This is a genomic window from Nocardia sp. NPDC047654, assembly GCF_043205035.1.
Lineage (GTDB): Bacteria > Actinomycetota > Actinomycetes > Mycobacteriales > Mycobacteriaceae > Nocardia.
Map to the genome: position 1 here is coordinate 517,786 of NZ_JBIDDF010000001.1, position 22,747 is coordinate 540,532.

At 68.0% G+C, this 22,747-nt stretch carries 28 protein-coding genes; 15 read left to right on the plus strand and 13 right to left on the minus strand.

Features of this window, described 5'->3' with window-relative positions; translation table 11 throughout:
* Positions 1 to 35 precede the first annotated feature (35 nt).
* On the minus strand, positions 36 to 236 hold the full coding sequence (locus tag ACGF7Y_RS02360; protein WP_393228426.1) for a hypothetical protein: 201 nt from the start codon (positions 234 to 236) through the stop codon (positions 36 to 38).
* A complete protein-coding gene (locus ACGF7Y_RS02365) occupies positions 218 to 415 on the minus strand; it encodes a hypothetical protein (protein ID WP_393228428.1) in 198 nt (65 codons plus the stop codon). Before ACGF7Y_RS02365 ends, ACGF7Y_RS02360 begins: the two co-directional genes overlap by 19 nt.
* A gap of 328 nt (positions 416 to 743) precedes the next feature.
* Between ACGF7Y_RS02365 and ACGF7Y_RS02370 the strand changes: the two genes are divergently transcribed.
* On the plus strand, positions 744 to 1,430 hold the full coding sequence (locus ACGF7Y_RS02370; protein ID WP_393228429.1) for an FHA domain-containing protein: 687 nt from the start codon (positions 744 to 746) through the stop codon (positions 1,428 to 1,430).
* Between the two features lie 38 nt (positions 1,431 to 1,468).
* On the opposite strand, the gene ACGF7Y_RS02375 is transcribed toward ACGF7Y_RS02370, so the two are convergent.
* From ACGF7Y_RS02375 to ACGF7Y_RS02385, 3 genes are all read right to left on the minus strand, one after another.
* On the minus strand, positions 1,469 to 2,134 hold the full coding sequence (locus ACGF7Y_RS02375; protein ID WP_393228431.1) for a serine protease: 666 nt from the start codon (positions 2,132 to 2,134) through the stop codon (positions 1,469 to 1,471).
* Between the two features lie 208 nt (positions 2,135 to 2,342).
* The gene (locus tag ACGF7Y_RS02380; protein ID WP_393228433.1) at positions 2,343 to 2,657 is read right to left on the minus strand and encodes a hypothetical protein; all 315 of its coding nucleotides are present in this window, start codon (positions 2,655 to 2,657) and stop codon (positions 2,343 to 2,345) included.
* 137 nt (positions 2,658 to 2,794) lie between these two features.
* Positions 2,795 to 4,258, minus strand: a complete 1,464-nt coding sequence (locus ACGF7Y_RS02385) for an MFS transporter (RefSeq protein WP_393228435.1) — start codon at positions 4,256 to 4,258, stop codon at positions 2,795 to 2,797.
* Positions 4,259 to 4,312: 54 nt separating this feature from the next.
* Here ACGF7Y_RS02385 and ACGF7Y_RS02390 point away from each other — a divergent pair, with 54 nt between their 5' ends.
* From ACGF7Y_RS02390 to ACGF7Y_RS02410, 5 genes are all read left to right on the plus strand, one after another.
* Positions 4,313 to 5,056, plus strand: a complete 744-nt coding sequence (locus ACGF7Y_RS02390) for a TetR/AcrR family transcriptional regulator C-terminal domain-containing protein (protein WP_393228437.1) — start codon at positions 4,313 to 4,315, stop codon at positions 5,054 to 5,056.
* A 152-nt stretch (positions 5,057 to 5,208) separates the two neighbouring features.
* Positions 5,209 to 5,937, plus strand: coding sequence for an acetoacetate decarboxylase family protein (locus ACGF7Y_RS02395; protein ID WP_393228439.1), 729 nt, complete (start codon positions 5,209 to 5,211; stop codon positions 5,935 to 5,937).
* Between the two features lie 549 nt (positions 5,938 to 6,486).
* A complete protein-coding gene (locus ACGF7Y_RS02400; RefSeq protein ID WP_040868283.1) occupies positions 6,487 to 6,852 on the plus strand; it encodes a YidH family protein in 366 nt (121 codons plus the stop codon).
* A complete protein-coding gene (locus tag ACGF7Y_RS02405; protein ID WP_393228441.1) occupies positions 6,849 to 7,157 on the plus strand; it encodes a DUF202 domain-containing protein in 309 nt (102 codons plus the stop codon). Before ACGF7Y_RS02400 ends, ACGF7Y_RS02405 begins: the two co-directional genes overlap by 4 nt.
* Positions 7,158 to 7,204: 47 nt before the next feature.
* Positions 7,205 to 9,106 carry an alkyl/aryl-sulfatase gene (locus ACGF7Y_RS02410; RefSeq protein WP_393228443.1) on the plus strand — a complete coding sequence of 634 codons (1,902 nt, stop codon included), beginning with the start codon at positions 7,205 to 7,207 and terminating at the stop codon, positions 9,104 to 9,106.
* A gap of 20 nt (positions 9,107 to 9,126) precedes the next feature.
* Here the strand turns inward: ACGF7Y_RS02410 and ACGF7Y_RS02415 are convergent, their stop codons facing one another.
* The 4 genes from ACGF7Y_RS02415 to ACGF7Y_RS02430 form a co-directional block, all read right to left on the minus strand.
* A complete protein-coding gene (locus tag ACGF7Y_RS02415; protein ID WP_393228445.1) occupies positions 9,127 to 9,618 on the minus strand; it encodes a hypothetical protein in 492 nt (163 codons plus the stop codon).
* 135 nt (positions 9,619 to 9,753) lie between these two features.
* The gene (locus ACGF7Y_RS02420; protein ID WP_393228447.1) at positions 9,754 to 10,266 is read right to left on the minus strand and encodes a DUF1990 family protein; all 513 of its coding nucleotides are present in this window, start codon (positions 10,264 to 10,266) and stop codon (positions 9,754 to 9,756) included.
* A 115-nt stretch (positions 10,267 to 10,381) separates the two neighbouring features.
* Entirely contained in the window at positions 10,382 to 10,873 is a 492-nt protein-coding gene (locus ACGF7Y_RS02425) for a M23 family metallopeptidase (protein WP_393228448.1), read from the minus strand.
* An 82-nt stretch (positions 10,874 to 10,955) separates the two neighbouring features.
* A complete protein-coding gene (locus ACGF7Y_RS02430; RefSeq protein ID WP_393228449.1) occupies positions 10,956 to 11,237 on the minus strand; it encodes a hypothetical protein in 282 nt (93 codons plus the stop codon).
* Positions 11,238 to 11,615: 378 nt separating this feature from the next.
* Here ACGF7Y_RS02430 and rpsB point away from each other — a divergent pair, with 378 nt between their 5' ends.
* The 5 genes from rpsB to ACGF7Y_RS02455 all read left to right on the plus strand — a co-directional run bounded on the left by rpsB (position 11,616) and on the right by ACGF7Y_RS02455 (position 15,994).
* Positions 11,616 to 12,440, plus strand: a complete 825-nt coding sequence (gene rpsB, locus ACGF7Y_RS02435; protein ID WP_357116251.1) for a 30S ribosomal protein S2 — start codon at positions 11,616 to 11,618, stop codon at positions 12,438 to 12,440.
* Positions 12,441 to 12,539: 99 nt separating this feature from the next.
* Entirely contained in the window at positions 12,540 to 13,364 is an 825-nt protein-coding gene (gene tsf / locus ACGF7Y_RS02440; RefSeq protein WP_040868273.1) for a translation elongation factor Ts, read from the plus strand.
* 195 nt (positions 13,365 to 13,559) lie between these two features.
* A complete protein-coding gene (gene pyrH / locus ACGF7Y_RS02445; protein ID WP_040868271.1) occupies positions 13,560 to 14,288 on the plus strand; it encodes a UMP kinase in 729 nt (242 codons plus the stop codon).
* A gap of 50 nt (positions 14,289 to 14,338) precedes the next feature.
* On the plus strand, positions 14,339 to 14,896 hold the full coding sequence (frr, locus tag ACGF7Y_RS02450; protein ID WP_357033822.1) for a ribosome recycling factor: 558 nt from the start codon (positions 14,339 to 14,341) through the stop codon (positions 14,894 to 14,896).
* Positions 14,897 to 15,088: 192 nt separating this feature from the next.
* Entirely contained in the window at positions 15,089 to 15,994 is a 906-nt protein-coding gene (locus tag ACGF7Y_RS02455) for a phosphatidate cytidylyltransferase (RefSeq protein WP_393230881.1), read from the plus strand.
* Positions 15,995 to 16,003: 9 nt separating this feature from the next.
* Here ACGF7Y_RS02455 and ACGF7Y_RS02460 read toward each other — a convergent pair whose 3' ends face one another.
* Entirely contained in the window at positions 16,004 to 16,348 is a 345-nt protein-coding gene (locus ACGF7Y_RS02460) for a lipopolysaccharide assembly LapA domain-containing protein (protein WP_393228452.1), read from the minus strand.
* Positions 16,349 to 16,473: 125 nt separating this feature from the next.
* On the opposite strand from ACGF7Y_RS02460, the gene rlmN reads away from it, so the two are divergent.
* Complete coding sequence (gene rlmN, locus ACGF7Y_RS02465; RefSeq protein WP_393228454.1) at positions 16,474 to 17,583, plus strand: 23S rRNA (adenine(2503)-C(2))-methyltransferase RlmN; 1,110 nt, start codon at positions 16,474 to 16,476, stop codon at positions 17,581 to 17,583.
* A gap of 123 nt (positions 17,584 to 17,706) precedes the next feature.
* Here the strand turns inward: rlmN and ACGF7Y_RS02470 are convergent, their stop codons facing one another.
* A complete protein-coding gene (locus tag ACGF7Y_RS02470; RefSeq protein ID WP_393228456.1) occupies positions 17,707 to 18,120 on the minus strand; it encodes a DUF5997 family protein in 414 nt (137 codons plus the stop codon).
* A gap of 162 nt (positions 18,121 to 18,282) precedes the next feature.
* On the opposite strand from ACGF7Y_RS02470, the gene ACGF7Y_RS02475 reads away from it, so the two are divergent.
* Complete coding sequence (locus ACGF7Y_RS02475) at positions 18,283 to 19,200, plus strand: LysR family transcriptional regulator (RefSeq protein ID WP_393228458.1); 918 nt, start codon at positions 18,283 to 18,285, stop codon at positions 19,198 to 19,200.
* A 58-nt stretch (positions 19,201 to 19,258) separates the two neighbouring features.
* Here ACGF7Y_RS02475 and ACGF7Y_RS02480 read toward each other — a convergent pair whose 3' ends face one another.
* Both ACGF7Y_RS02480 and ACGF7Y_RS02485 read right to left on the minus strand, forming a co-directional pair.
* Entirely contained in the window at positions 19,259 to 19,573 is a 315-nt protein-coding gene (locus ACGF7Y_RS02480) for a hypothetical protein (RefSeq protein WP_393228460.1), read from the minus strand.
* Between the two features lie 142 nt (positions 19,574 to 19,715).
* On the minus strand, positions 19,716 to 19,982 hold the full coding sequence (locus ACGF7Y_RS02485) for a DUF2631 domain-containing protein (RefSeq protein WP_040868261.1): 267 nt from the start codon (positions 19,980 to 19,982) through the stop codon (positions 19,716 to 19,718).
* 145 nt (positions 19,983 to 20,127) lie between these two features.
* Between ACGF7Y_RS02485 and dxr the strand changes: the two genes are divergently transcribed.
* Positions 20,128 to 21,267, plus strand: coding sequence for a 1-deoxy-D-xylulose-5-phosphate reductoisomerase (gene dxr / locus ACGF7Y_RS02490; RefSeq protein ID WP_393228462.1), 1,140 nt, complete (start codon positions 20,128 to 20,130; stop codon positions 21,265 to 21,267).
* Between the two features lie 166 nt (positions 21,268 to 21,433).
* Complete coding sequence (locus ACGF7Y_RS02495) at positions 21,434 to 22,633, plus strand: M50 family metallopeptidase (protein ID WP_393228464.1); 1,200 nt, start codon at positions 21,434 to 21,436, stop codon at positions 22,631 to 22,633.
* Positions 22,634 to 22,747 lie beyond the last annotated feature (114 nt).

The following is a 22,747-nucleotide window of genomic DNA, read 5'->3' on the forward strand; positions in this document are numbered from 1 at the left end:
TAAGCGCAACACCGGACGAACGACAACCGGTCGGCTCACGGGCTCACGTAATAGTGCACCCGAGCCTCCCGTCCATCCGCGGTACGCCAGCCGTCGGGCCCGGTGTGCACCTGCCGCCAACCGCGTCGTTCCCACATAGCTATCGCCGCCGCGCCGTCGGACGAGACCGTGAGCACGGCGCGCTGCCCCCGATCCACGGCCATGTGCGCGGCCGCGGTCAGCAGTTGTGAACCCACGCCGCTGGACGCGCGGCCGGAGGAACACACAACCGGATCACCGAGACGACGAACTCCGTGCCCGCCGATCGGCGCACGATCTCCGGCAGCACGCCGCCTGCGCCGAGTCCGACGTGTCCGACCGCGGCCTGGTCGCGCTCCGCGACGACCGCCGCGAGGAACTCGGGGGTGACAGCCAACCCGCCGGATCACCAGGCCAGACCTCCGGATACCGGTCGCGTTCGTGGACGTGCCGCAGCGCCGCGCCGCAGGCATCTAGGTCCGCGTCGCTTCGCGGGCGAATGATCACGTTTATCCGACCATTCTGAGCCGCTCACCCCGCCGAGTCGCCTGTTGTCAGACCGATTGGTCGGTTTTGGGGCTTTTGTCGTGCTCGAAGGTTCGCTTCAAGCCCCGCTCACGCGGGGAAGTAGGCGAATCCCTATGTGATCAGCCCCGGGAAAGCGCACCCTTAAAGTAGCGAATCAGTGCTCGCAGTTCACGACGTACGAGTGGAAAGACCGAACGATGTCTACGTTCAGCGGACCACAGGCCCTGCGTCGCGGACTATACCCACTGACGGGGCAGTCCGCGTGGCCACGTTCTGCCGTTCCTTCCACTTCGCCCCGACCCGTTGTGCAGGAGAGAGTACGCGAGATTTCTCTCGACGGCGGCGCGTCCAGAATGACGATCGGGCGGTCCGGCGCGGCCGATATCGCCGTGCCTTCCGACCCGACCGTATCCCGATTGCACGCCATTATCGAGCGCGTGGGGGGATGCTGGGTCATCGTCGACGACGGTCTGTCCAAGAATGGGACGTTCGTCAATGGCGAACGCGTCGGCGGGCGCCGGAAACTCGGCTCCGGCGACACGATTCGCGTCGGTCGGTCGGTATTCGTCTTCCGGGCCGACGACTCCGACGAGGAAATGACGCTCGCCCATTCCCCGCTGCCGACCCGCAATTCGCTGACCCCGGCCCAGCATCTCGTTCTCGAGGCGCTGTGCCGCCCTTACGACGCACACGACGGATATTCGTACCCCGCCGCCAACCGTCAGATCGCGGACGATTTGTGCCTGAGTCTCTCGACGGTCAAGACGCACATGCGGGCGCTGTTCCGGATATTCCAGGTCGAAGCCCTACCGCCGAATCAAAAACGGCTGTTCCTGGTCGAACGCGCTGTCGAATTGGGCATCGTCAGCGACCAGGAGAGGTAAGGCTCCGGCTGGGTTTGCCAGCGGTGGCCCGGGACGGATCAGATTGGTTGGAACCCCGCGCCCGCGCCGCCGCGCGCGTTCACGTCCGCGACGACCGCGGTGATGTCGGTGCCGAGTTGCGGTCCCAGGCACGGGACGGCCAAGTAGCCGCTGACCATGCCGACGAGCGTGGTTCCGACGACCAGCGGAGCGCCCGAATCGCCCTCGACGACGCAGGTCTGGGTCCAAGTCATATTGCCGCCGGTGAACACGTCGCCATAGGCCGCGCCGCAGGTCCGGCCGGTTGTCCGGCCTTCCTTGCAGACGGTGTCCGGCGGTCGGGCGGGGCCGCCGAGGGCGGTGATAGTGGTTCCGCCCACCTGGTTGACCGGCGCGACCTTCGCCGGATCGAACTCGATCACGGCATAGTCCATGGTGCTGTCGGAGTAGGCGATAGTGCCGACGGTACCGGCGTCGCGATTGCCCTCGGCGACGATAGCGGCATTCGCGTCACCGCAATGTCCCGCGGTGAAACCGACCAGCCGACCACCGGAGTCGCGCCCGATCGTGGTGAGCGTGCAGATGTTCTGACCGCCGACGACGATGCCGGAGCCGCCACCCAGAACGGATGGAGTCTCGGCTTGCGCGGTCCCGGGTGCCCCGAACAGCGCTGTGGCCGCGGTCGAAGCCGCTGCGGCGCCCACGAGTTTCCTGAACTTGGTCATCCGGTAATTCAACCGCACTTATCCGCGCGTCACGATTGATTCGCGGATGTTTCCCGGGCAGGAGCGCCTCGGCGAGATACGGAACGAAATTCGCTGCTTGCGTCTCGACGCGCGGCCGGACCGGGAGCGGCCGACACAAACGAGACGCCTCGGGCGTGCGGCACAGCCCGAGGCGCACTCGTCTTCGAGGCGCTGCCTACGAATGCGATCAAGCGGCGCACACGAACACGGCAACCGCGTTGACCACCGGTGGAAGCAGCAACAAAGGAGCGCAGAAAATACCCAGCGGCCAAATCAGGCCCAATGTCGCGGGCTCGACCTGAACCGGTACCGGTTGATCCGCCACTTGCGCAGGTCCCGGCGTCACTTCCGGTGCGGCGGAAGCGAACCCTGAACCCAGGGCGATGATCGGTGCGAGCGCTACCGCCGCTGCCGTTACGCGCATTTTGTTCGTGATCATGATGTCTCCATCGTTTGATTGCTTCACCAGCCCTCGTTGGTTGAAGGCCGTCATTGTGAACACACATCAACTCTCGTCGGCGGGCGCGCGCGAGACCATCAGCCCCGGGGTCGGAATCATTCATACCGGGGGAGCCGACGAGACGCCGAGACCGTTATTCTGCGTGGCCTCCGAGCCGTCGGCGCGGGGCGCCGACTTGATCAGCCGTGCGCGACCGGAGCGTTTTCCGGTTGCTGGGCCGGTTGTGGCCGCCGCGCCCGCAGCAGGACCGCGCCGAGAAGGGCGGCCGCGACACTGAATCCGGCGCTGATCCATGCCCCGGCGGACATGGCGGCGGTGAAGGCGTCCTTGGCGGGCTCGATGTACCCCAGTTGGAAGGCGGCGCCGATGGATTCACGCGCCGCGTCGGGGACGTCGGCGGGCATGTTCGAGGTGAACACGCCGGCCAGCACGCTACCGAGGACGGCGATGCTGATCGCCATGCCGACCTGCTGGATCGTGTCGTTCATCGCGGAGCCCACCCCGGCGTGCTGGAGCGGGATCGCGCTCATGATCGCCGCGTAGGCGGCCGGACCCGCCAGGCCCCCGCCGATGCCCATCACCAGCATGCTGACCAGAACCCACAGGTATCCGCTCCCGGCCGCGAGAATGCCGAAGGCCACGCCCATGACGAGCAGTCCCGACACGATGAGCGTCTTGTTGCTCAGAGTCTTGCCCAGCGTCGCGCCGAGGCCGTTGCAGACCGCCGCCGCCACGGCGTACGGCAGCAGCGCCAGCCCGGCTTTCATCGGACCGTAGCCGAGCACGAACTGCAGGTACTGGGTGAGCATGAGCATGACCGCGCCCATGCCGAAGACCATCAGCAGCAGAGTGAGGGAGGTGCCCGTGAAATCCCGGCTGCGGAACACCGCCAAGGGCAGCATGGGGTGTGCCGAGCGGCTCTCCCAGACGACGAAGCCGGTCGCCGCGAGGACGGCCAGCACGATCGCGCCGATGTTCCACTCCCGCTCGATGATCACGTAGACCGTCGCGCTCAGCGCTACGACGGACAGGACGACGCCGACGAGGTCGACCGGCCGTTGTTCGCCGGTGGTCTCGGGCATCAGCACGACGGCCGCGATGATCGCCAGCGCCGCCACCGGGATATTCAGCAGGAATACCGACCCCCACCAGTAGTGCTGGAGTAGGAAGCCGCCCAGCGTGGGCCCGGCGACGATGCCGACCATGGACACCGTCGACCAGGCCGCCATCGCCGTGCGCCGTTCGTCCTCGGCGAAGGTGGTCATCAGGATCGACAGGGTCGACGGCATCAACAGCGACCCGCCGACGCCCATCGCGACGCGGGCGGCCACGACTTGCCACGGTTCGGTCGCCAGCACGGCCGCCAGCGACGCCACCCCGAACACGGCCAGGCCGGTGATCAGCGCTCGTCGCCTGCCGAACCGGTCGGACAGGCTTCCGGCGGTGAGCAGGAGCCCGGCGAAGACCAGCACGTAGGCGTCCAGAATCCACTGCACGTCCGCCGGTGTGGCGCCTAGCTCCCGGATCAGCGACGGGATCGCGAGATTGAGCACGGTGCTGTCGAGCATCAGCACGAGCAAGGACAGACAGAGGACCCCCAGGACCCACCAGCGGCGGGGGTCTCGTACAACGTTCGATTCCACTCGCACAGTGTACGAGAAACTCGAACGCTGTGCGAGAGATTATAAGATCGTGTCGTGACCAAGCAGTTCGCCTCGGTATGGACCAAGCAACCCCGCCAGCCCAAGACATCCGGGTTGCACCGGGAGCAGATCATCGCCGCGGCGGTCGAGATCCTCGACGCCGAAGGTCTGGAGTCGCTGAGCATGCGCAAGCTCGGCGCGAAGCTGGGCGCGGGCGCGACCAGTCTCTACTGGCACGTCTCCAACAAGGAAGAGCTGCTGGAATTGGTGCTCGACCAGTTCTGGGGGGTGGTGCGGATTCCGGAGCCCGAAGAGGCGTCCTGGCGCGAATTGCTCACCACTTTCGCCTACAGCTTCCGCGCGTCCATTCGCGAGCATCCGTGGAGCGTCTCGTTGGTCGGGCAGCTGCCCAGTATCGGTCCCAACTCGCTGCGGCTGAGTGATCGGCTGCGCCGCGCCTTCCTGCGGGCGGGGTTCGAGGGGGTGGACATCTACCTGGCCAGCGGAACGGTGATGTGTTTCGTCCTCGGCCAGGTGACTCCCGAAATCGCCTGGGAGAAGGCGTCGAAGGGGGCCGAGGTCGACACCGACGGCATACTGCGCGTGATGGACGAGGTGGCAGGCGGCTATCCCGAGATGCTCGCGGACTACCGGGCGACCGTGCCGGCCGATCAGGAGGCGGGGCGGGCCATGGCCTTCGACTTCGGCTTGCTCTGCGTCCTGGATGGTTTGCAGGCGCGCCTGCGCGCGATGTCGGAATCTCCGGGGTCGCCCCGAACGGGGGTATCGGGTGAGTGATCTGGGCAATACTGGAACGAGTTACTTTTGGTATAAAACGTGCGGATCGACGGTATTGTGCGAACAAACTGATACCCGTTCTATAGACCGTCTCGCGGCAGGTACGTGGCCACGCTGCGCAGTCCGCCGCAGTTGTGCAGAAAGGCGTCTCCGTGAGTACGCACACCGTCCTCGGCCGAGAGGTGCGCATGCCGGTCCGCATCCGGCTCGCGCACGCGTTCATGGCTACCTATCTGGTGCCCGCCGAGCCGGCGCAGCGCCTCGTCGACTACTCCGGCCTGCGGCTGCTGCGGCTGCCGGGCGGGCGGGCGATGTGCACGCTGGTCTTCGTCGACTACGTCGACGGCGATCTCGGCCCCTACAACGAGTTCGGCGTCTCGTTCATGGTGCGCCACCACACCGCGGGCGCGGCCTCGGGATTCGGGGATCTGCGGGCGCTGGTGACCGGGCAGGCCGGCGTATTGATCCACCGGCTGCCCGTCGACGGTGATTTCACCCTCGCCGCGGGACGCGGTATCTGGGGATTTCCGAAAGAACTCGCCGAATTCGCCGTCGACCACCGTGGCCGGACGCGCACCGGCGCGCTGCACCAGAATGGGCAGCTCATCGCCGATCTCGCGATTCGGCCCGGCTTCGCGACTCCGAACCGCGCCACCGGGTCCTCGTTCGACGCCTACTCGCACATCGATGGCGTCACCCGCTGCACGCGCTGGGAGATGCGGCCTTCGGGCATGCGAGCGCGTTTCGGCGGGGCCGAGCTGACTCTCGGGGACCACGAGATCGGCGCGGAACTCCGGTCGCTCGGCCTGCCGAAGCGCGCGGTGATGTCCTCGTCCGTCTCGAGACTGGCCATGACGTTCGAGGACGCGATCGCGGTCTGACGCCGCTGGTAACCACCCGGTCACGGGCGGGCGGGGAGCGTGGACGGTCGCCATGGCGCCGGTTACGCTGACGTTGCTGATCATTTGCCAATGCTCTCGGTTATGGAGTGTGCCCGTGATCGTCACCGACCGGATCTGCGCGCCTGAAGTGGCCTTCGAACTGCGACGACCGTCCGACGACCGGCGACTTCCGGGAGCCGGCCGTCCTGTCGGATGCTTTCGGCAGACATGGTTGCTGATTGGCATGGCAGCCCTCGAGGCGGCAGCCGGTCCTCTGAGCGATGCGAGGGTTGGCGCGCATGCCAGGGCGAACGCTCCGGCGGGCGTACCGTCACCGATCGCGTTCCCACGGCCGGTGCGGACCAGCCGCGAGCTTCCACTCCTCCCACTAGCGTGGTGCGGTGTGACCACCGTGCGGTCCGGCGTGAAGCAGCGCGCCGGAAGAACACCTTGCGCCAGGAGCCGCCCCTTCTCGCGGCACGCATGTGCCGGCCACGCGACCCCCACGTGGGCGGATGCCCCAGGGCGCTCGATCCGAACCGAGGCGGCGTGACGCTGCCGAATCCGGAAGCCGAATCGGAAGAGGGCGACGAGGAACTCGACTACCGCTTCACGCTCGCGAACGAGCGCACCTTCCTGGCCTGGATGCGGACCGCGCTGGGGCTGCTGGCCGGCGGCGTCGCGGTGCACACACTGGTCCAGTCGTTCCGGATCGCAGGGCTGCGGCGCGCCATCGCGTTGAGCTGCCTGGTCTTGGCGGCGGTCGTCGCGGTCGGCGCGTACGCGCACTGGCGGCGCATCGGCGTGGCCATGCGGCGCGGCGATCCGCTGCCGGAGACGGTGCTGGTGCCGATCCTGTCGGCGGGCATCGCGATCGTCTCGGTGCTGGCGGGTGTGGCGGTGCTGCTGCGATGAGCGCGCCGCATCTGTCCGTCGAACGCACCGCACTGGCGTGGCGGCGCACCGCCGTGTCGGCGATGGTCGTCGGCACGCTGTTCATGCATCAGGCGCTCGGCAGCGGGTGGCGCGCGGCCGCCGTCGCGCCCATCGGCGCCGCGATCGCGATGGCGGCGCTGGCCGGGGGCTGCTACCTGCGCAACCGCGGGCTTCGCCGAGGCCACTACGCCCATGGCGGCCGCGTCATCGCCGGAACGGCGATGGCGGTGGTCGTGGTCGCGCTGGCCGCCGCGGCGGCCGGTTCTCTCGAACCGCTGCCCTGAAGGGCCGGCGGCCCAGCAAGGTTGGCCGAGACGACAGGAGGACGACAATGAGCACAGCGAGCGAACCGAGCCACTTCATCGTCGCGGAGCACGAGCGCGCGACCGCCGCCCTGCCCTTCGCCGACACGGCCGATTCGGCCGACTCCGAGCGCGGTTTCATCGCCGCGCTGGAACCCGGCGTGGTCACCTCCGAAGACGGAACCGTCGTGTGGGACAACGACTCCTATTCGTTCCTGCGGGATCACTGCCCGGCCTCTGTGCATCCCAGCCTGTGGCGGCAGTCGGGCCTCGCGATGCGACAAGGGTTGTTCGAGGTGACCGAGGGCATCTATCAGATCCGCGGTTTCGACATCTCCAATATGACGCTGGTCGAAGGCGAAACCGGCGTCCTCGTGATCGATCCGCTGATCTCGGCCGAGACCGCGGCGGCCGGTCTCGCGCTCTACCGCGCCCATCGGGGCGACCGGCCGGTGACCGGTCTGATCTATACGCATTCGCACATCGACCACTTCGGCGGGGCGTGCGGGGTCACCACCGCGGCGGCGGTCGAGGAAGGGCGCTGTCCGGTGCTGGCGCCGGCCGGCTTCCTGGAACACGCGGTGGCGGAGAACATCTACGCGGGAACCGCGATGGCGCGTCGCGCCGGGTACATGTACGGCGCGGTGCTGCCGCGCGGACCGCTGGGCGCGGTGGGCTCCGGGCTCGGTCAGACCACGTCGGTCGGCACGGTCACGCTGATCCCGCCGACCGTCGACATCACCGCCACCGGCCAAGAGGAGACGATCGACGGCATACGGATGGTCTTCCAGCTCACCCCCGGCACCGAAGCCCCCGCGGAGATGAACTTCCACTTCCCCGACCGCCGCGCCCTCTGCATGGCGGAGAACGCGACCCACACGCTGCACAACGTGCTCACGTTGCGCGGCGCGCTGGTACGCGACGCTCATATCTGGGCGAGATATCTGACCGAGGCGATCAACCTGTTCGCCCGCGATTCCGACGTCGTCTTCGCCTCGCACCATTGGCCGACCTGGGGCACCGAACGCCTGGTGGAATTCCTCTCCCTGCAACGCGACCTGTACGGGTACCTGCACGACCAGACCGTCCGCCTGCTGAATCAGGGCTACGTGGGCGCGGAGATCGCCGAGCTGGTCACTCTTCCGCCCGCCATCGAGCAGGCCTGGCACACGCGCGGATACTACGGTTCGGTCAGCCACAACGTGAAGGCCGTCTACCAGCGCTACATGGGCTGGTTCGACGGCAACCCCGCCCACCTGTGGGAGCACCCGCCGGTCGAATCCGCCCGGCGCCACGTGGAATTCATGGGCGGCGCGGACGAAGTGCTGCGCAAGGCGCGGGCCTCCTACGACGCCGGGGACTACCGCTGGGTGGCCCAGGTGCTCAACTACGTCATCTTCGCCGAGCCGGACAACGACGACGCGAAGCAATTACAGGCCACGACGTTCGAGCAACTGGGCTACGGGGCGGAGAACGCGACCTGGCGCAACTTCTATCTCAGCGGAGCCTACGAGCTGCGCTACGGTTCGTTCGGCACGCCCACCAAGAGCGAATCGCCGACCATGGTGGCGGCACTGAGTATCGACCAGATCTTCGACGCCTTGGCGTTGCGCGTCGACGGCCCCAAGGCGTGGGACCATCGGCTCGTGACGGACTGGATACTCACCGACCAGGACCGCACCCACCGGCTCGAATTGCGCAACGGCCGCCTCACCCACTTCGACGTCGCGCCCGGCATGACCCTCCCGGAACCCGATGCCTCGTTCACGCTGGCCAAGTCCACCCTGATCCGAGTGTTGCTGGCCGGCGACGACTTCGGCGTCGCGGCGGCCGCGGGCGACATCGTCATCGAGGGAGACGTCACCAAGCTCGCCGAACTGGTCGGCATCTTCGACGCGCCCGATCCCGATTTCGCGATCGTCACCCCGTAGCTCGTGGCCGGTAGCGGCCCCTATCGCGCATCTCGGCCGAAGAAGTAGCCGACCACGATCCCCGCCAGACCTGACACCGGCGCCAGATATTGCGTCAGTTCCTGCGCCGGAAGACCTTTGACGATGCCGAACATGACTCCGGCTACCGTGCCTGCCACGAGCGCGGCGGCAAGTCCCGCACGGTAGCGAGCCTCCAGGATCTTGTTCTTCGCCTCCGCCTCTTCCTTGATCAGCTCGGTGCGCCTCGACTCCGCTTGGAGTTCGTGGTCGCGCCGGGCCCGGTCGACGGCCTCGGTATCCGAGTACGCCGATGCCTGGTATTCGCGCTTCGCCGTGAGGTAGGTCATCATCTGCTCGAACGACATGGATTCGACGCCCATCAGTCGCGCGGATTCGAGGATATCGGCGATCTCGGCCCTGGCGTCGAGCATCTCGTCGTAGACGGGTGACGACGGACTGCTCTCCACTGGGAGATTCGGAGGTTCCTCGGCCATCTGGGGTTCGCCGGTCACCGGAACAGTATCGCTCGCTCATCGGGCGGCTGCGGGGCAGTCAGAAGTTCTGCGCGGGGCAAATTCCGGCGATGTCGGAGCGAAGCGTCGTGTCGCAGGCGCTCCGTGCGGCTGCAGCGCCGGGTACCGCTCGCGTCAGGCGGAGGACGGCAACGCGGCGAGGTATCTGCCCGCGACGAAACGCTGGATCAACCGCACCACGGGGCCGCCGAGCCGGGTGTACCAAGTCGCGGGGCGTGAGAACGCGACGATCAGGCCGTACACCGTTTCGTCGGCAGGGTCGTACTCGACGGCGAACAGTTCTTCGCCGGACGCCGGGTGTCCGGGCAAGGTTCCGTACGCGAAACCCCGCCGATCCGGTTCCTCGAGTACGTACACCACGCGGCACGGCGCGGTGATTCCCACTGGACCGAACCCGAGCCGCACCGTGATGTCGGTACCGGGTTCGGCTGTCGGGGTGTCGGCGGATCGAAAGATGCCGGTGCCCTTCTGCACCCGGTAGGCCGAGATCTCCGCACCCGCCTGCTCGAACAGCGCGCGCCCCCGGCCGATGCGCCGCCGCAGCCGTAATCCGTGGTATCCCTCCGGCAGCACACCTCGGGTCGCCCCGACTTGGGGATACGTGAACGACGACAGCTCATCCGCCATGCCCTGATCTTCACCCCACCGCGCCCGGTCTCGCCACCTCGAACAGCCGACACGCCGGTCCCGATCCGACCGGGCTTCTCCGAAGACGCGACCCGACGCGTGAGGATGCGGCAGATCATCGCGTGCTGAGCTCCGGGCGCACCGGTTTGAGCCGCAGGGGAGTGAGGTGGAGCAGCCCGAGGGGGTCCAGATACTCGCGCGTGCGGCGTCGACCGCCCTCGGCGCGGGCTCCCCAGTGCAGACATGCCGTCACACACCCAGGGTGCCCGGACTCGAGTGTCCCGATCCGGGTGCCGCGGCCGACCCGTCTGCCCACAGGGACCTCGGCGCGGACGGGCTCGTAAGTCGTGCGCAGGCCGCCGGGGTGATCAATGGACACGACCGGCTTGTCTGCCACGGTTCCGGCGAACACGACGATCCCTTCTCCCGCGGCGAGCACGGGCTGACCCTCGATGCCTGCCAGATCGACCCCACGATGCCCCGGTAGCCAGTTCTGCGCGGGTTTGTCGAAGTGCCGTTCGACCGCGGGGCGCGGTTGCAGGGGCCAGCCGAACCGTCCTTCGGGGCCGGCTGTCGCGGTCGGCGCCGTCGCGACGATGGCAGTCATACCGAGAGCCAAGGCCGCAGAAATACGCCGACGAGGCCGCATGGCATTCGAATTGGTCATCGGGCCGGGTCCGGAGGTCCGATCACGCTCCGCAGAGGGGTGCGGGCGGCGCGCACAGGTCGCCGCCGGAGGCGGAAGCCGTCTCGAGATGCTCGTGCCCACCCGCACCGAGCCCGGATTGCCGGAACGGCAGCGGCGCGCGCCGCAGCAGATCGGAGAGAGACGGCAGGCAAACGGACCCCGTGCACGCCCCGCGCACGGGGTCCGCGGCAGGAGTCTCGGCGCCGACCGGCGGAGCGGCGACGATGCCGAGCACGAAGAACAGGGGGACGAGGAAGGTGGTCGCGGTGGAGAACGGTTTCATGGCTCCAGCCTTCCGCGGTTGCGGCGGCTCCCAGGGCTCGATCCGTGGAATGTGGATAACGCGCTCGCTTGTGGAAAGCCGACGTTCCGGCTGGTCAAGGCTTCGGATCGAACCGATTTAGGTCTGGGTGCCACGAGGCCGTAAACTGATCGGGCGGTCTGTGCCTGCATGGACCGACTTCGCGCGCCACCCGTGCTTGTTCATAGCGGCGCTGTTCGGATCGAACTCGATATATGTGAGTTCGCGGCAGCGTGTTCGGAACAGGGAATCGCCGGCTGGTCCCACCCTCGCGGTCGGGTCCGACGATTCGGCGGCGCCAGGGCAGTGGATCGCCGATTCACTGCGTCAACCGGCAAATGAAAGAGAGATACGGGAGCTATGGCTGTCGTAACCATGAAGCAGCTGCTCGACAGCGGCGCACACTTCGGACACCAGACCCGGCGCTGGAACCCGAAGATGAAGCGGTTCATCTTCACCGACCGCAACGGCATCTACATCATCGACCTGCAGCAGACGCTGACCTACATCGACAAGGCCTACGAGTTCGTCAAGGAGACCGTCGCCCACGGTGGCACCGTCCTCTTCGTCGGCACCAAGAAGCAGGCCCAGGAGTCGATCGCGGCCGAGGCGACTCGCGTCGGGATGCCCTACGTCAACCAGCGCTGGCTGGGCGGCATGCTCACCAACTTCTCCACCGTGCACAAGCGCCTGCAGCGCCTCAAGGAGCTCGAGGCCATGGAGCAGACCGGTGGCTTCGAGGGTCGCACCAAGAAGGAAATCCTCATGCTGACGCGTGAGATGAACAAGCTGGAGCGCACCCTCGGCGGTATCCGCGACATGCAGAAGGTGCCCTCGGCCATCTGGGTCGTCGACACCAACAAGGAGCACATCGCCGTCGGCGAGGCGCGCAAGCTGAACATCCCGGTCATCGCGATCCTGGACACCAACTGCGACCCCGACCTGGTCGACTACCCGATCCCGGGTAACGACGACGCGATCCGCTCCGCCGCCCTGCTGACCAAGGTCGTCGCCTCCGCGGTGGCCGAGGGTGTGCAGGCGCGCGCGGGCGCGTCCTCGGGCGACGAGAAGCCGGAGGCGGGCGCGGGCGAGCCGCTGGCGGAGTGGGAGCAGGAGCTGCTCGCGCAGGCCGCCCCCGCCGCCGAGGCCGAGGCCGCTGCCGCGGAGACCACGGCCGAGGCCTGAGGACTCGCGTAACCAGCTGTTTCAGCGGCGATCACGAGCGAGTGCCATCGTGATCGCCGCTGCCGACACTCACAACTCTCCGAAGGAGGCTCGCCGAGAATGGCGAACTACACCGCTGCCGATGTGAAGCGGCTCCGGGAGCTGACCGGCTCCGGCATGATGGACTGCAAGAACGCGCTGGCCGAGACCGACGGTGATTTCGACAAGGCCGTCGAGCTGCTGCGCATCAAGGGCGCGAAGGACGTCGGCAAGCGTGCCGAGCGGACCACCGCCGAAGGCCTGGTCGCCGCCAAGGACGGCGTCATGGTCGAGATCAACTCCGAGACCGACTTCGTCGCGAAGAACGCGGAGTTCCAGCAGCTGGCCGAGCAGGTCGTCGCCGCGGCGGCGGCCGCCAAGCCAGGCGACCTGGAGACGCTGAAGGCGCTGGACCTGGGCGGCAAGACCGTCGACGAGGCGGTGCAGGCGCTGGCCGCGAAGATCGGCGAGAAGCTCGAGCTGCGCCGTGTCATCTCGCTGGACGGCCCGGTCGCCACCTACCTGCACAAGCGTGCCTCCGACCTGCCGCCCGCCGTCGGCGTGCTGGTCGAGTACACCGGCGAAGGTGACGCCGCGGCCGAGGCCGCCCGCTCCGCCGCCATGCAGGTCGCCGCGCTCAAGGCCAAGTACGTGACCCGCGACGAGGTTCCTGCCGACATCGTGGAGAACGAGCGCCGCATCGCCGAGCAGACCGCTCGCGAGGAGGGCAAGCCCGAGGCCGCGCTGCCGAAGATCACCGAGGGCCGGGTCAACGGCTTCTTCAAGGACGTCGTGCTGCTGGAGCAGCCGTCGGTCACCGATTCGAAGAAGACCGTCAAGGCGTTGCTGGACGAGGCCGGTGTCACCGTCACCCGCTTCGCCCGCTTCGAGGTCGGCGCGAACTGAGTCTCGCCGCACCCCCAGCGTGCAGGCCCCCCGCCGACCGAACGAACACCGGTTGACGGGGGGCCTTCTGCTGCCGCTCCAACCGAATAAGGCAGGATGGATGCCGCTCTGCCTTGCTCTACGTCACAGGCGCCTGCCGTGCGCAACGAATCGCCGCAAGAACGACAATCCCTCGCCGAAGGAGACTGGAGACCCATGACGGACCCGGGGACCGATCGCCCAGGATATCGCCGGGTACTGCTGAAACTCGGCGGGGAGATGTTCGGCGGCGGGAAGGTCGGGCTGGACCCGGACGTCGTGCAGACGGTGGCCGAGCAGATCGCCGAGGTGGTCGCCACCGGCATGCAGGTGGCCGTCGTGATCGGTGGCGGGAACTTCTTCCGCGGCGCCGAACTCGAGGAACGCGGTATGGAACGCGCGCGTTCCGACTATATGGGCATGCTCGGCACGGTGATGAACAGCCTTGCCCTGCAAGACTTCCTGCAGCAGCAAGGCGTGGACACCCGGGTGCAGACCGCGATCACCATGGGCCAGGTCGCCGAGCCCTACCTCCCGCTGCGCGCCAAGCGTCACCTGGAGAAGGGGCGCGTGGTCATCTTCGGCGCGGGGATGGGCATGCCGTACTTCTCCACCGACACCACCGCCGCGCAGCGCGCGCTGGAGATCGGCGCGGACGTGGTGTTGATGGCCAAGGCGGTCGACGGGGTCTTCACCGCCGACCCGCGCGTCGACGAGACCGCGACCATGTACTCCGAGATCACTCACAAAGAGGTCATCGAGCGCGACCTCAAGGTCGCGGACGCGACCGCCTTCAGCTTGTGCATGGACAACCAGATGCCGATTCTGGTGTTCAATTTGTTGACCAAGGGCAATATCGCCCGCGCGGTCGCCGGTGAGAAGATCGGCACACTGGTTCGGTCCTGATACCCGCGGACCGCGGATCATGACATGACGACGCTGTGGAGGAAACGGTCGTGATTGAAGAAGCGCTCTTCGACGCCGAGGAGAAGATGGAAAAGGCCGTCTCGGTAGCGAAGGACGATCTCGGAACCATTCGTACCGGACGGGCGAATCCGGGCATGTTCTCCCGGGTCGTGGTCGACTACTACGGATCGCCGACCCCGATCACCCAGATGTCCAGCATCACGGTGCCGGAGCCGCGCATGGTCGTGATCAAACCTTACGAGGCGGGCCAGCTCGGGCCGATCGAGACGGCGATCCGCAACTCGGATCTGGGGGTCAACCCCACCAACAACGGCGACATCATCCGGATCTCGGTGCCGCAGCTGACCGAAGAGCGCCGCCGTGAACTCGCCAAGCAGGCGAGGGGTAAGGGCGAGGACGCCAAGGTCGCCATCCGCAATGTCCGTCGCAAGGCGATGGACGAACTGTCTCGTATCCAGAAGGATGGCGAGGCGGGCGAGGACGAGGTCGGGCGCGCCGAGAAGGAACTCGACAAGACCACCGCCAAGTATGTCGGCCAGGTCGACGAATTGGTCAAGCACAAGGAAGCCGAACTGCTCGAGGTCTGACGCGGATCGGTCGGCAGGCGGGACGGGTCCGGAGGAGGCCAGATCACCGCGAGCGCCGGCGGAACAGCGCCAAGGCCCGCCCGGGCGGGGGACGAACGGAACGACGAGTTGAGCGACGGGACAATCGTGGCCGAGAACGCCGCCGCGACCGGTGCGGCAGAGGAGCCGCCGGTGAACGGGACAGCCGATGCGATGCGACAGCACCCGCACGACGCTGGTGCGTCCGGTCATGAACCGTTACGCAGTCCCGCGGCATCCGAACCCGCTCCCGCGTCGAAAGGTTCGCGCGCGGGCCGGAATCTGCCCGCCGCGCTGACCGTCGGCTTCGGTCTGGGACTTTCGCTGATCGCGATCCTGCTGTTCGTGCCGAAAGTGTTCATCGGCGTCGCGGCGGCCGGGGTCGGCGTGGCCACCTGGGAGGTCGCCAAGCGGCTGCGCGAGGCCGACGTGCTCGTCCCGCGGGTTCCGCTGATCGCGGGTGGCCAGGCGGTGTTCTGGCTGGGCTGGCCGTACGGGGCCAGCGGCGTCGCGGGCGCGTTCGCCGCCACCACGCTGATCTGCATGGTGTGGCGGCTGTTCGATCACGGCTTGCGGACCGCGCCGCGAAACTTCCTGCGCGACACGGCCATCACGGTGTTCACGCTGGCCTGGATCCCCTTGCTGGCCTCGTTCGCCACGCTGCTGTTGCTCGAGCCGGACGGCAACCTGCGGGTGCTGACCTTCATGATCCTGGTGGTCTGCTCCGATGTCGGCGGCTACGTGGCGGGTGTGCTGTTCGGCAAGCATCCGATGGTGCCCTCGATCAGCCCGAAGAAGTCGTGGGAGGGTTTCGCCGGTTCGCTGGTGTTCAGCGTGATCGGCGGTCTGCTCACGGTGACGCTGCTGCTGGAGGCGAACTCGATGATCGGCGTCGTGCTCGGCGTCGGCCTGGTGCTGGTGGCCACCTGCGGTGATCTGATCGAATCGCAGATCAAGCGCGAACTCGGCATCAAGGACATGGGCACCCTGCTGCCGGGTCACGGGGGCATCATGGACCGCCTCGACTCCATGCTTCCTTCGGCGTTCGTCTCCTGGTTGGTGCTGTCGACGCTGCTGTGATCGGGTGCGTCAGCCCTGCTTGGCCGCCTTGCGCAGTTGCAGGATGCGAACGCCGCCCACCGAGGCCATGAGGAGTGCGCCGCCGATCACCGACAGCAGCACGGTGACCCCGAGCGGCAGCGAGAAGTCCCAGAAGAAGAAGTGCACCTGGATCTGCTCCAAGTTCTGCAGGATGAAGATCAGCAACAGGACCAGGATCAAGACGCCGGTGACGAGCCCGCTCCAGGCGTAACCCGTGCGTGAGGACAGCGATTTCTTGACAGGGGCGGCAGGCGGGGCGCCCGGCGGCGTTGTGTATCGGCGCTGCGACAGGTCCGGGTCCGGCTCCGTCGGGTATTCGGGGTGCGTGGACATATCTCGATCATGGCCGACAGATATCGCGGCCGCAGGCATTTCCCGGCGACCAACCGGGCATGTCGGGCTGTCCGACTGTGGGCGAGTGCCCGGGGAGTTCCGGCGGATGGGAGAATGGAGCAACTATGACCGTCTCCTTGCCCCTGGTTTTCGACGCTCCGCGCCGTGGCATGCCGCCTCGGCATCTCGCCGACCTCGATGCCGAGGGTAGGCGCGTGGCCGTCGAGGAACTGGGCCTGCCGAAATTCCGCGCCGATCAGATCGCGCGCCAGTACTACGCGCGATTGCAGGCCGATCCGGCGCGGATGACCGATCTGCCGGCCGCGGTGCGGGAGAAGATCGGCGAGGCGCTGTTCCCGCCGTTGTTGAGCGTGGTCAAGCACGTGGCGTGCGACGAGGGGGAGACCCGCAAGACATTGTGGCGCGCGGGCGACGGGACGCTGCTGGAAAGCGTCCTGATGCGCTACCCGGACCGCGCGACCTTGTGCATTTCCAGCCAGGCCGGTTGCGGCATGGCGTGCCCGTTCTGCGCCACCGGTCAGGGCGGGCTCGACCGCAACCTGTCCACCGCCGAGATCGTCGACCAGGTGCGGGCCGCGGCCGCGGCGCTGCGGGACGGCGAAGTGGCGGGTGGGCCCGGCAGGCTGTCCAACATCGTCTTCATGGGCATGGGCGAGCCGCTGGCCAATTACAAGCGGGTGGTCGCGGCGGTCCGCCGGATCACCTCGCCCACGCCGGACGGCCTGGGCATCTCCCAGCGCAACGTCGTGGTCTCGACCGTCGGGCTCGCTCCGGCCATCCGCAAGCTGGCCGACGAGGGATTGTCGGTCACGCTCGCGGTCTCCCTGCACACGCCCGACGACGAACTGCGCGACACCCTCGTCCCGGTCAACAATCGCTGGCCGGTCGCCGAGGTACTCGACGCGGCCCGCTACTACGCGGACAAGACCGGCCGCCGCGTCTCGGTCGAGTACGCGCTCATCCGCGATATCAACGACCACCCGTGGCGCGCGGACATGCTGGGCGAGAAGCTGCACAAGGCGCTCGGCTCCCGCGTGCACGTCAACGTCATCCCGCTCAACCCCACCCCCGGGTCCAAGTGGGACGCCAGCCCCAAACCGGTCGAGCAGGAGTTCGTCCGCCGCGTCAACGCCCAGGGCGTGCCCTGCACGGTCCGCGACACCCGCGGCCAGGAAATCGCCGCCGCCTGCGGGCAGCTGGCCGCTGAGCACTGAGACACCAGAGGCTCGCAGGCCGATGGGACCGCGTGAGCGGCCGCGTCGGCCGCGCACAGGCTCGCGCCAGCCGGTAGCGGGGTCTGGAGTGTCCTTCTCGACGGCCGGTGTGGGGTGGACCCGCTAGCCGCGGTTCTTCGCCGGGCGGTTGGTGGCGGCGCGGCGTTCGGCCTCTTTCGCCTTGATACGGGCATCCTCCGCGCGGACCGCCGCATAGTTCTCACGCTCGCGCACGAGCCATTCCGGCGGGTCGGCGAGCAGGACGTCGATCTCGTCGGCGGTGAGGTGGTCGGAGACCTCGGCGCGGGTCAAGCCGGTGTTGGAGACGCCGAGCTTGCGGGCCACCACATCGCGGGGAAACGGGCCGGTGCGGCGCAGTTCGGTGAGCCACTCGGGGGGATCGTTGCGCAGCGCGTCCAGCTGAGCGCGAGAGATCGGCGCGTTGCGGAACTCCTCGGGCGCGGCCGGAAGGTAGATGCCGAGTTTGTTCGCCGCCGTCAACGGCTTCATCGTCTGCGGTTTCTTGTCCGGGCTCACCGCAACAGCCTAACGGGCGCCGCCGGATGGATTCGTCCGCAGCCCCGCCTCACCCACACGGAGGCGGGACGGCCGCTGGACGGGCGCGGCCGCGTATGCGGGGCAGCCGTCTATCCGGCGGCGCGAGCGGGCCCACACGCCTGGTGACATACGCTTCCACGAATGAGCCGGTTGGAGTCGATCGATGTCGTGCGCCTGCGCTGGTTCGTCGCGGTCGCGCAGGAGTTGCACTTCGCGCGCGCGGCGAAATCGCTGCACATCTCGCGTCAGAAGCTGAGCCATACCGTCACCGACTTGGAAAACGAACTCGGCACAAAGCTTTTCGTCCCCGGTGCGCAACCGACCCGGCTCACCGACGACGGACGGGAGTTGCTGGAGCAGGCGCGTGAGATCATCGGCCGGACCGAGTCCGCGGCGCGACAGCCGGAGGCTCCGGCCGCCCTGCGGGTGGGATTCGTGCCGGGCGTCACGGTGTCCAAATGGACCCGGATCTGGGCCGAGCGCTTCCCCGGCACCCCGCTCGAGGTGATCGCGCTGGCGCAGGCGGAACAGGAGTCGGCCCTGCGGGAGGGGCGCGTCGACATGTGCTTCGTCCGGCTGCCGGTTGATCGCGAAGGCATGAGCGCGATCCCGCTCTATCGGGAGGTTCCCGTCGTCGTGGTGCAGAAGGAACACCCGCTCTCGGTGTTCGACGAGGTACGCATGAACGACCTGGCCGACGAGCATGTGCAGGACACCTCGGACCTCGACGCGGTCGGCGGCGCGCTGGAACTCGTCGCCGCGGCCGGGGGCGCGGCCATCGTGCCGCACTCGCTGGCTCGCCTGCACCATCGCCGCGACCTCGTCTATCGCACGATGCTCGACGTCCCGGATACCGAAATCGCGCTGGCCTGGCCCGCCGATCGCACCACCGATCCGGTCGAGGATTTCATCGGTGTCGTGCGCGGCCGCTCCGAGCGAAGCTCACGAGCCGCCGCCCGCGCCGACCAGAACGAGCCACGGAAGAAGTCACCGGCCAAGAAGACGGTCGGTCGTGCGGCTCCTGCCGCGAAGAAACCCGCGCGGCGCCGCGGGCGCTAGCCGATTCGTGCTCAGGGGGTGGCGGCGCGAACCCCGGCCGGTCCGCGCCGCCCGGCGATCAGCTCTTGCACACCCGGTTCAGTTCGTCGGTCGCGGCGTCCATGTTCGCGACCTTGTCATCGGTGAGGGCGTGGGCGTAGGCGGCGATGGCCTCCTTCTCCGCGCCTTCGGCCTCGATGGCCGAGAGCTTGGTGGCCAGCGACTGCTGCACGGTCGGGTCCAGATTCCCGCCCGATTCGTCGATGGCGGCGTTGATCGCGTCGATGGCCGCGCCGCACGCCGGTGACTGGGCGTGCGCGGGCGCGGCGGGCAGCAACAGCAGCGAACCGAACGCGCTCGCGGCGAGCAGGGCGGCCGAACAGGTCTTGATCATTGCGTCCTAAGGGTTGTGCGGACAGAGAGAACAGAGGTCCGCGACCCGGCTGGGACGCGGACCTCGGACGCACACGGTACCGGCTGCCGGCGCGCGGTACAGGACGAATGAAGTTGTGCGAGAAGACTTTCCGGATGGAGAACTAGCGCGGCTTGCGCTGCAGCAGCGAATCGCGGATCAGGATGCCCGCGATCAGGGCGGCGAAGCCGACCAGGAAGATGTCCTCGATCTTGCCGCTGTGGTTGCCGACCAGCATGGCCAGCAGGATCAGCGCGACGATCCAGCCCGCGATCCGGAAGGTGCGACGCGACTCGCCGCTCCAACCCCAGGCGGCGGAGGGAACTTCGGCGGGATCCACGCGAGTGACGACGCGCTCGGTGTCGGCGTGTTCGAGTTCCGTGGCGGCCACGATCGCTCCTTAGCTGTTCCTTGTACCGCGATTCCGGTACGCACTCGATGAGCTGCTGCCGCATATCGTGACATACGACGGCGCGTCGTTGTAAGTCGGCCCGCGCCCCGTCGGACGCGTTCCGGCGGTAGGACACAATGAAGTCGTGTCCGACATCGTGAGAGTCCTGCTCCTGGGCAGCACCGGATCCATTGGCACCCAAGCGCTCGAGGTGATCGCCGCCAATCCCGACCGCTTCGAGGTGGTCGGACTCGCCGCGCGCGGCGGCAACACCGAGCTGCTCGCCGCCCAGATGGCCGCCACGGGCACGCGCAATGTCGCCGTCGCCGATCCGGCCGCTGCCCAGCGGCTGGACCTGCCGCTGGGCGGCCCGGGAGCGGTGACCGAGCTGGTGCGCCGCACCGAGGCGGACGTCGTGCTCAACGCCCTGGTCGGTTCGCTCGGGCTGGCACCGACGCTGGCCACCCTCCAGTCGGGTACCCGCCTCGCCCTGGCGAACAAGGAATCCCTGGTGGCCGGCGGTTCCCTGGTCACACGCGCCGCCGCCCCCGGGCAGATCGTCCCGGTGGACTCGGAACATTCCGCGCTGGCGCAGTGCCTGCGCGGCGGCCGCGCCGACGAGGTCGACCGGCTGGTGCTGACCGCGTCCGGCGGCCCGTTCCGCGGCTGGACCGCCGACATGCTCGAGTCGGTCGGGCCCGCCGAGGCCAAGGCTCATCCCACCTGGTCGATGGGCTTGATGAACACCCTGAACTCGGCCTCGCTGGTGAACAAGGGGCTCGAGCTGATCGAGACCCACCTGCTGTTCGGGATTCCCTACGACCGCATCGACGTCACCGTGCACCCCCAGTCGATCGTGCACTCGATGGTCACCTTCACCGACGGCTCCACGCTCGCCCAGGCCAGCCCGCCGGACATGAAGCTGCCCATCGCGCTGGCGCTCGGCTGGCCGGACCGGGTGCCGGGCGCGGCCGCCGCCTGCGATTTCGGCACCGCCTCCACCTGGACGTTCGAACCGGTCGACAACGGTGTCTTCCCCGCGGTCGAGCTGGCCCGTGCGGCCGGGCAGGCGGGAGGCAGCGTCACCGCCGTCTACAACGCCGCCAACGAGGTCGCGGTGCAAGCTTTCCTGGACGGCGCCATCCGCTTCCCGCAGATCGTCGGCACGGTGGCCGCCGCGGTGGAGGCCGCCGAGCAGTGGCGCGCCGAGCCGGATTCGCTCGACGACGTGCTCGCCGCGGACACCTGGGCGCGGGAGTTCGCCGCCGCCCGGGTGCGCGGCTGACACCGTCGCGCGCCGGATCGGACGCGCGAAGCGACGGCGTCCTGGCACACTGAACACACAGGACACGACTTTGTCCGGTTAGGGTGATCAGAGTGCTCGCGGCCAGGAGCGGACGCGTGCGTGCGGGATATTCGAGCTGCGCAAACGCAGGAGGGCTGTAGAGCAAATGGTGTTCGCGTTGGGATTCGTGCTGTTCGCGCTGGGCATCACCGTGTCGATCGCGCTGCACGAATGTGGGCACATGTGGACCGCCCAGGCGACCGGCATGAAGGTGCGGCGGTATTTCATCGGATTCGGACCGAAGATCTTCTCGTTCCGCCGCGGTGAGACCGAATACGGCCTCAAGGCGCTTCCGCTCGGCGGTTTCTGCGACATCGCGGGTATGACGGCGCTAGACGAACTGCGCCCGGAAGAACTCGACCGCGCCATGTACCGCCAGGCCACCTGGAAGCGGCTGGTCGTGATGTCCGGCGGCATCGCGATGAACTTCGTCCTCGGCTTCCTCCTGATCGTGGTGCTCGCCATCGGCTGGGGACTGCCGAACCTGAAGGAACCCCCGGCCACCGCGCTGGGCGAGATGAGCTGCGTGCCGCAGGGCAAGCCGGACGGCTCGAGCGAACCGTGCACCGGCACCGGCCCCGCGCAGCGCGCCGGATTGCAGCGCGGCGACATCGTCAAAGAGGTGAACGGCGTCAAGGTGGACACCTGGCGTCAGTTCCAGGCCGAGACGCAGAAGCAGACGGGCCCGTTCACCTACGTCGTCGAGCGGGACGGCCGCACTCTCAGCATTCCCGTGACCCCGGAGCGGGTCATCCGCTACCCCGAGGGCGGTGGCGCGGGCCGCGAAGTCGGAGCCATCGGCGTGGCGCCGGAACGCTACGGACGTGTGCAATACGACGTGCTGGGCGCCGTTCCCGCCGCGGCTACGTTCACCGGGGACATGTTCGTGCGCACGGTGGACTCGCTGACCGAGATGCCTGCGAAGGTGTCCTCGCTGTGGGACGCGGTCACCGGCGGTGAACGGGATCCGGAAACCCCGGTCAGCGTGTACGGCGCCAGCAAGATCGGTGGCGAGACCGCGGAGCGCGGCCTGTGGGACATGTTCATCCTGGTGCTGGCCAGCCTGAACTTCTTCCTCGGCATCTTCAACCTGCTGCCGTTGCTGCCGCTGGACGGCGGCCACATCGCGGTGGTGATCTACGAGAAGATCCGCAACACCATCCGCGGCTGGAAGGGGCTCGCGCCCGGTGCGCCGGTGAACTACCTGAAGTTGATGCCCGCCACGTACGTGGTCGTGGTGATCGGCGGCGCCTACATGCTGCTCACCCTGGCCGCCGACATCGTCAACCCGATCAAGCTGTTCTGACCGGGGCCGACGGCCGGGCGGTGCGGCTCGCGACGTAGTCTGGCGCGGTCAACCGGGGAAGCCTTGTCGTTGCTGTCACAAGGTGGGCGTCGTGCGCCAAGGCTAGACTCGGCA

Excerpts from the sequence above, each read along its gene's own strand:
- ACGF7Y_RS02405 (WP_393228441.1), top strand. The coding sequence starts at position 6,849 with ATGAGCGCGCCGCATCTGTCCGTCGAACGCACCGCACTGGCGTGGCGG.
- ACGF7Y_RS02420 (WP_393228447.1), bottom strand. The coding sequence starts at position 10,266 with ATGGCGGATGAGCTGTCGTCGTTCACGTATCCCCAAGTCGGGGCGACC.
- ACGF7Y_RS02425 (WP_393228448.1), bottom strand. The coding sequence starts at position 10,873 with ATGACTGCCATCGTCGCGACGGCGCCGACCGCGACAGCCGGCCCCGAA.
- ACGF7Y_RS02430 (WP_393228449.1), bottom strand. The coding sequence starts at position 11,237 with ATGAAACCGTTCTCCACCGCGACCACCTTCCTCGTCCCCCTGTTCTTC.
- ACGF7Y_RS02455 (WP_393230881.1), top strand. The coding sequence starts at position 15,089 with ATGCGACAGCACCCGCACGACGCTGGTGCGTCCGGTCATGAACCGTTA.
- ACGF7Y_RS02480 (WP_393228460.1), bottom strand. The coding sequence starts at position 19,573 with ATGATCAAGACCTGTTCGGCCGCCCTGCTCGCCGCGAGCGCGTTCGGT.
- ACGF7Y_RS02495 (WP_393228464.1), top strand. The coding sequence starts at position 21,434 with ATGGTGTTCGCGTTGGGATTCGTGCTGTTCGCGCTGGGCATCACCGTG.
- ACGF7Y_RS02375 (WP_393228431.1), bottom strand. The coding sequence starts at position 2,134 with ATGACCAAGTTCAGGAAACTCGTGGGCGCCGCAGCGGCTTCGACCGCG.
- rlmN (WP_393228454.1), top strand. The coding sequence starts at position 16,474 with ATGACCGTCTCCTTGCCCCTGGTTTTCGACGCTCCGCGCCGTGGCATG.
- ACGF7Y_RS02370 (WP_393228429.1), top strand. The coding sequence starts at position 744 with ATGTCTACGTTCAGCGGACCACAGGCCCTGCGTCGCGGACTATACCCA.
- ACGF7Y_RS02475 (WP_393228458.1), top strand. The coding sequence starts at position 18,283 with ATGAGCCGGTTGGAGTCGATCGATGTCGTGCGCCTGCGCTGGTTCGTC.
- rpsB (WP_357116251.1), top strand. The coding sequence starts at position 11,616 with ATGGCTGTCGTAACCATGAAGCAGCTGCTCGACAGCGGCGCACACTTC.
- tsf (WP_040868273.1), top strand. The coding sequence starts at position 12,540 with ATGGCGAACTACACCGCTGCCGATGTGAAGCGGCTCCGGGAGCTGACC.
- ACGF7Y_RS02410 (WP_393228443.1), top strand. The coding sequence starts at position 7,205 with ATGAGCACAGCGAGCGAACCGAGCCACTTCATCGTCGCGGAGCACGAG.
- pyrH (WP_040868271.1), top strand. The coding sequence starts at position 13,560 with ATGACGGACCCGGGGACCGATCGCCCAGGATATCGCCGGGTACTGCTG.
- ACGF7Y_RS02460 (WP_393228452.1), bottom strand. The coding sequence starts at position 16,348 with ATGTCCACGCACCCCGAATACCCGACGGAGCCGGACCCGGACCTGTCG.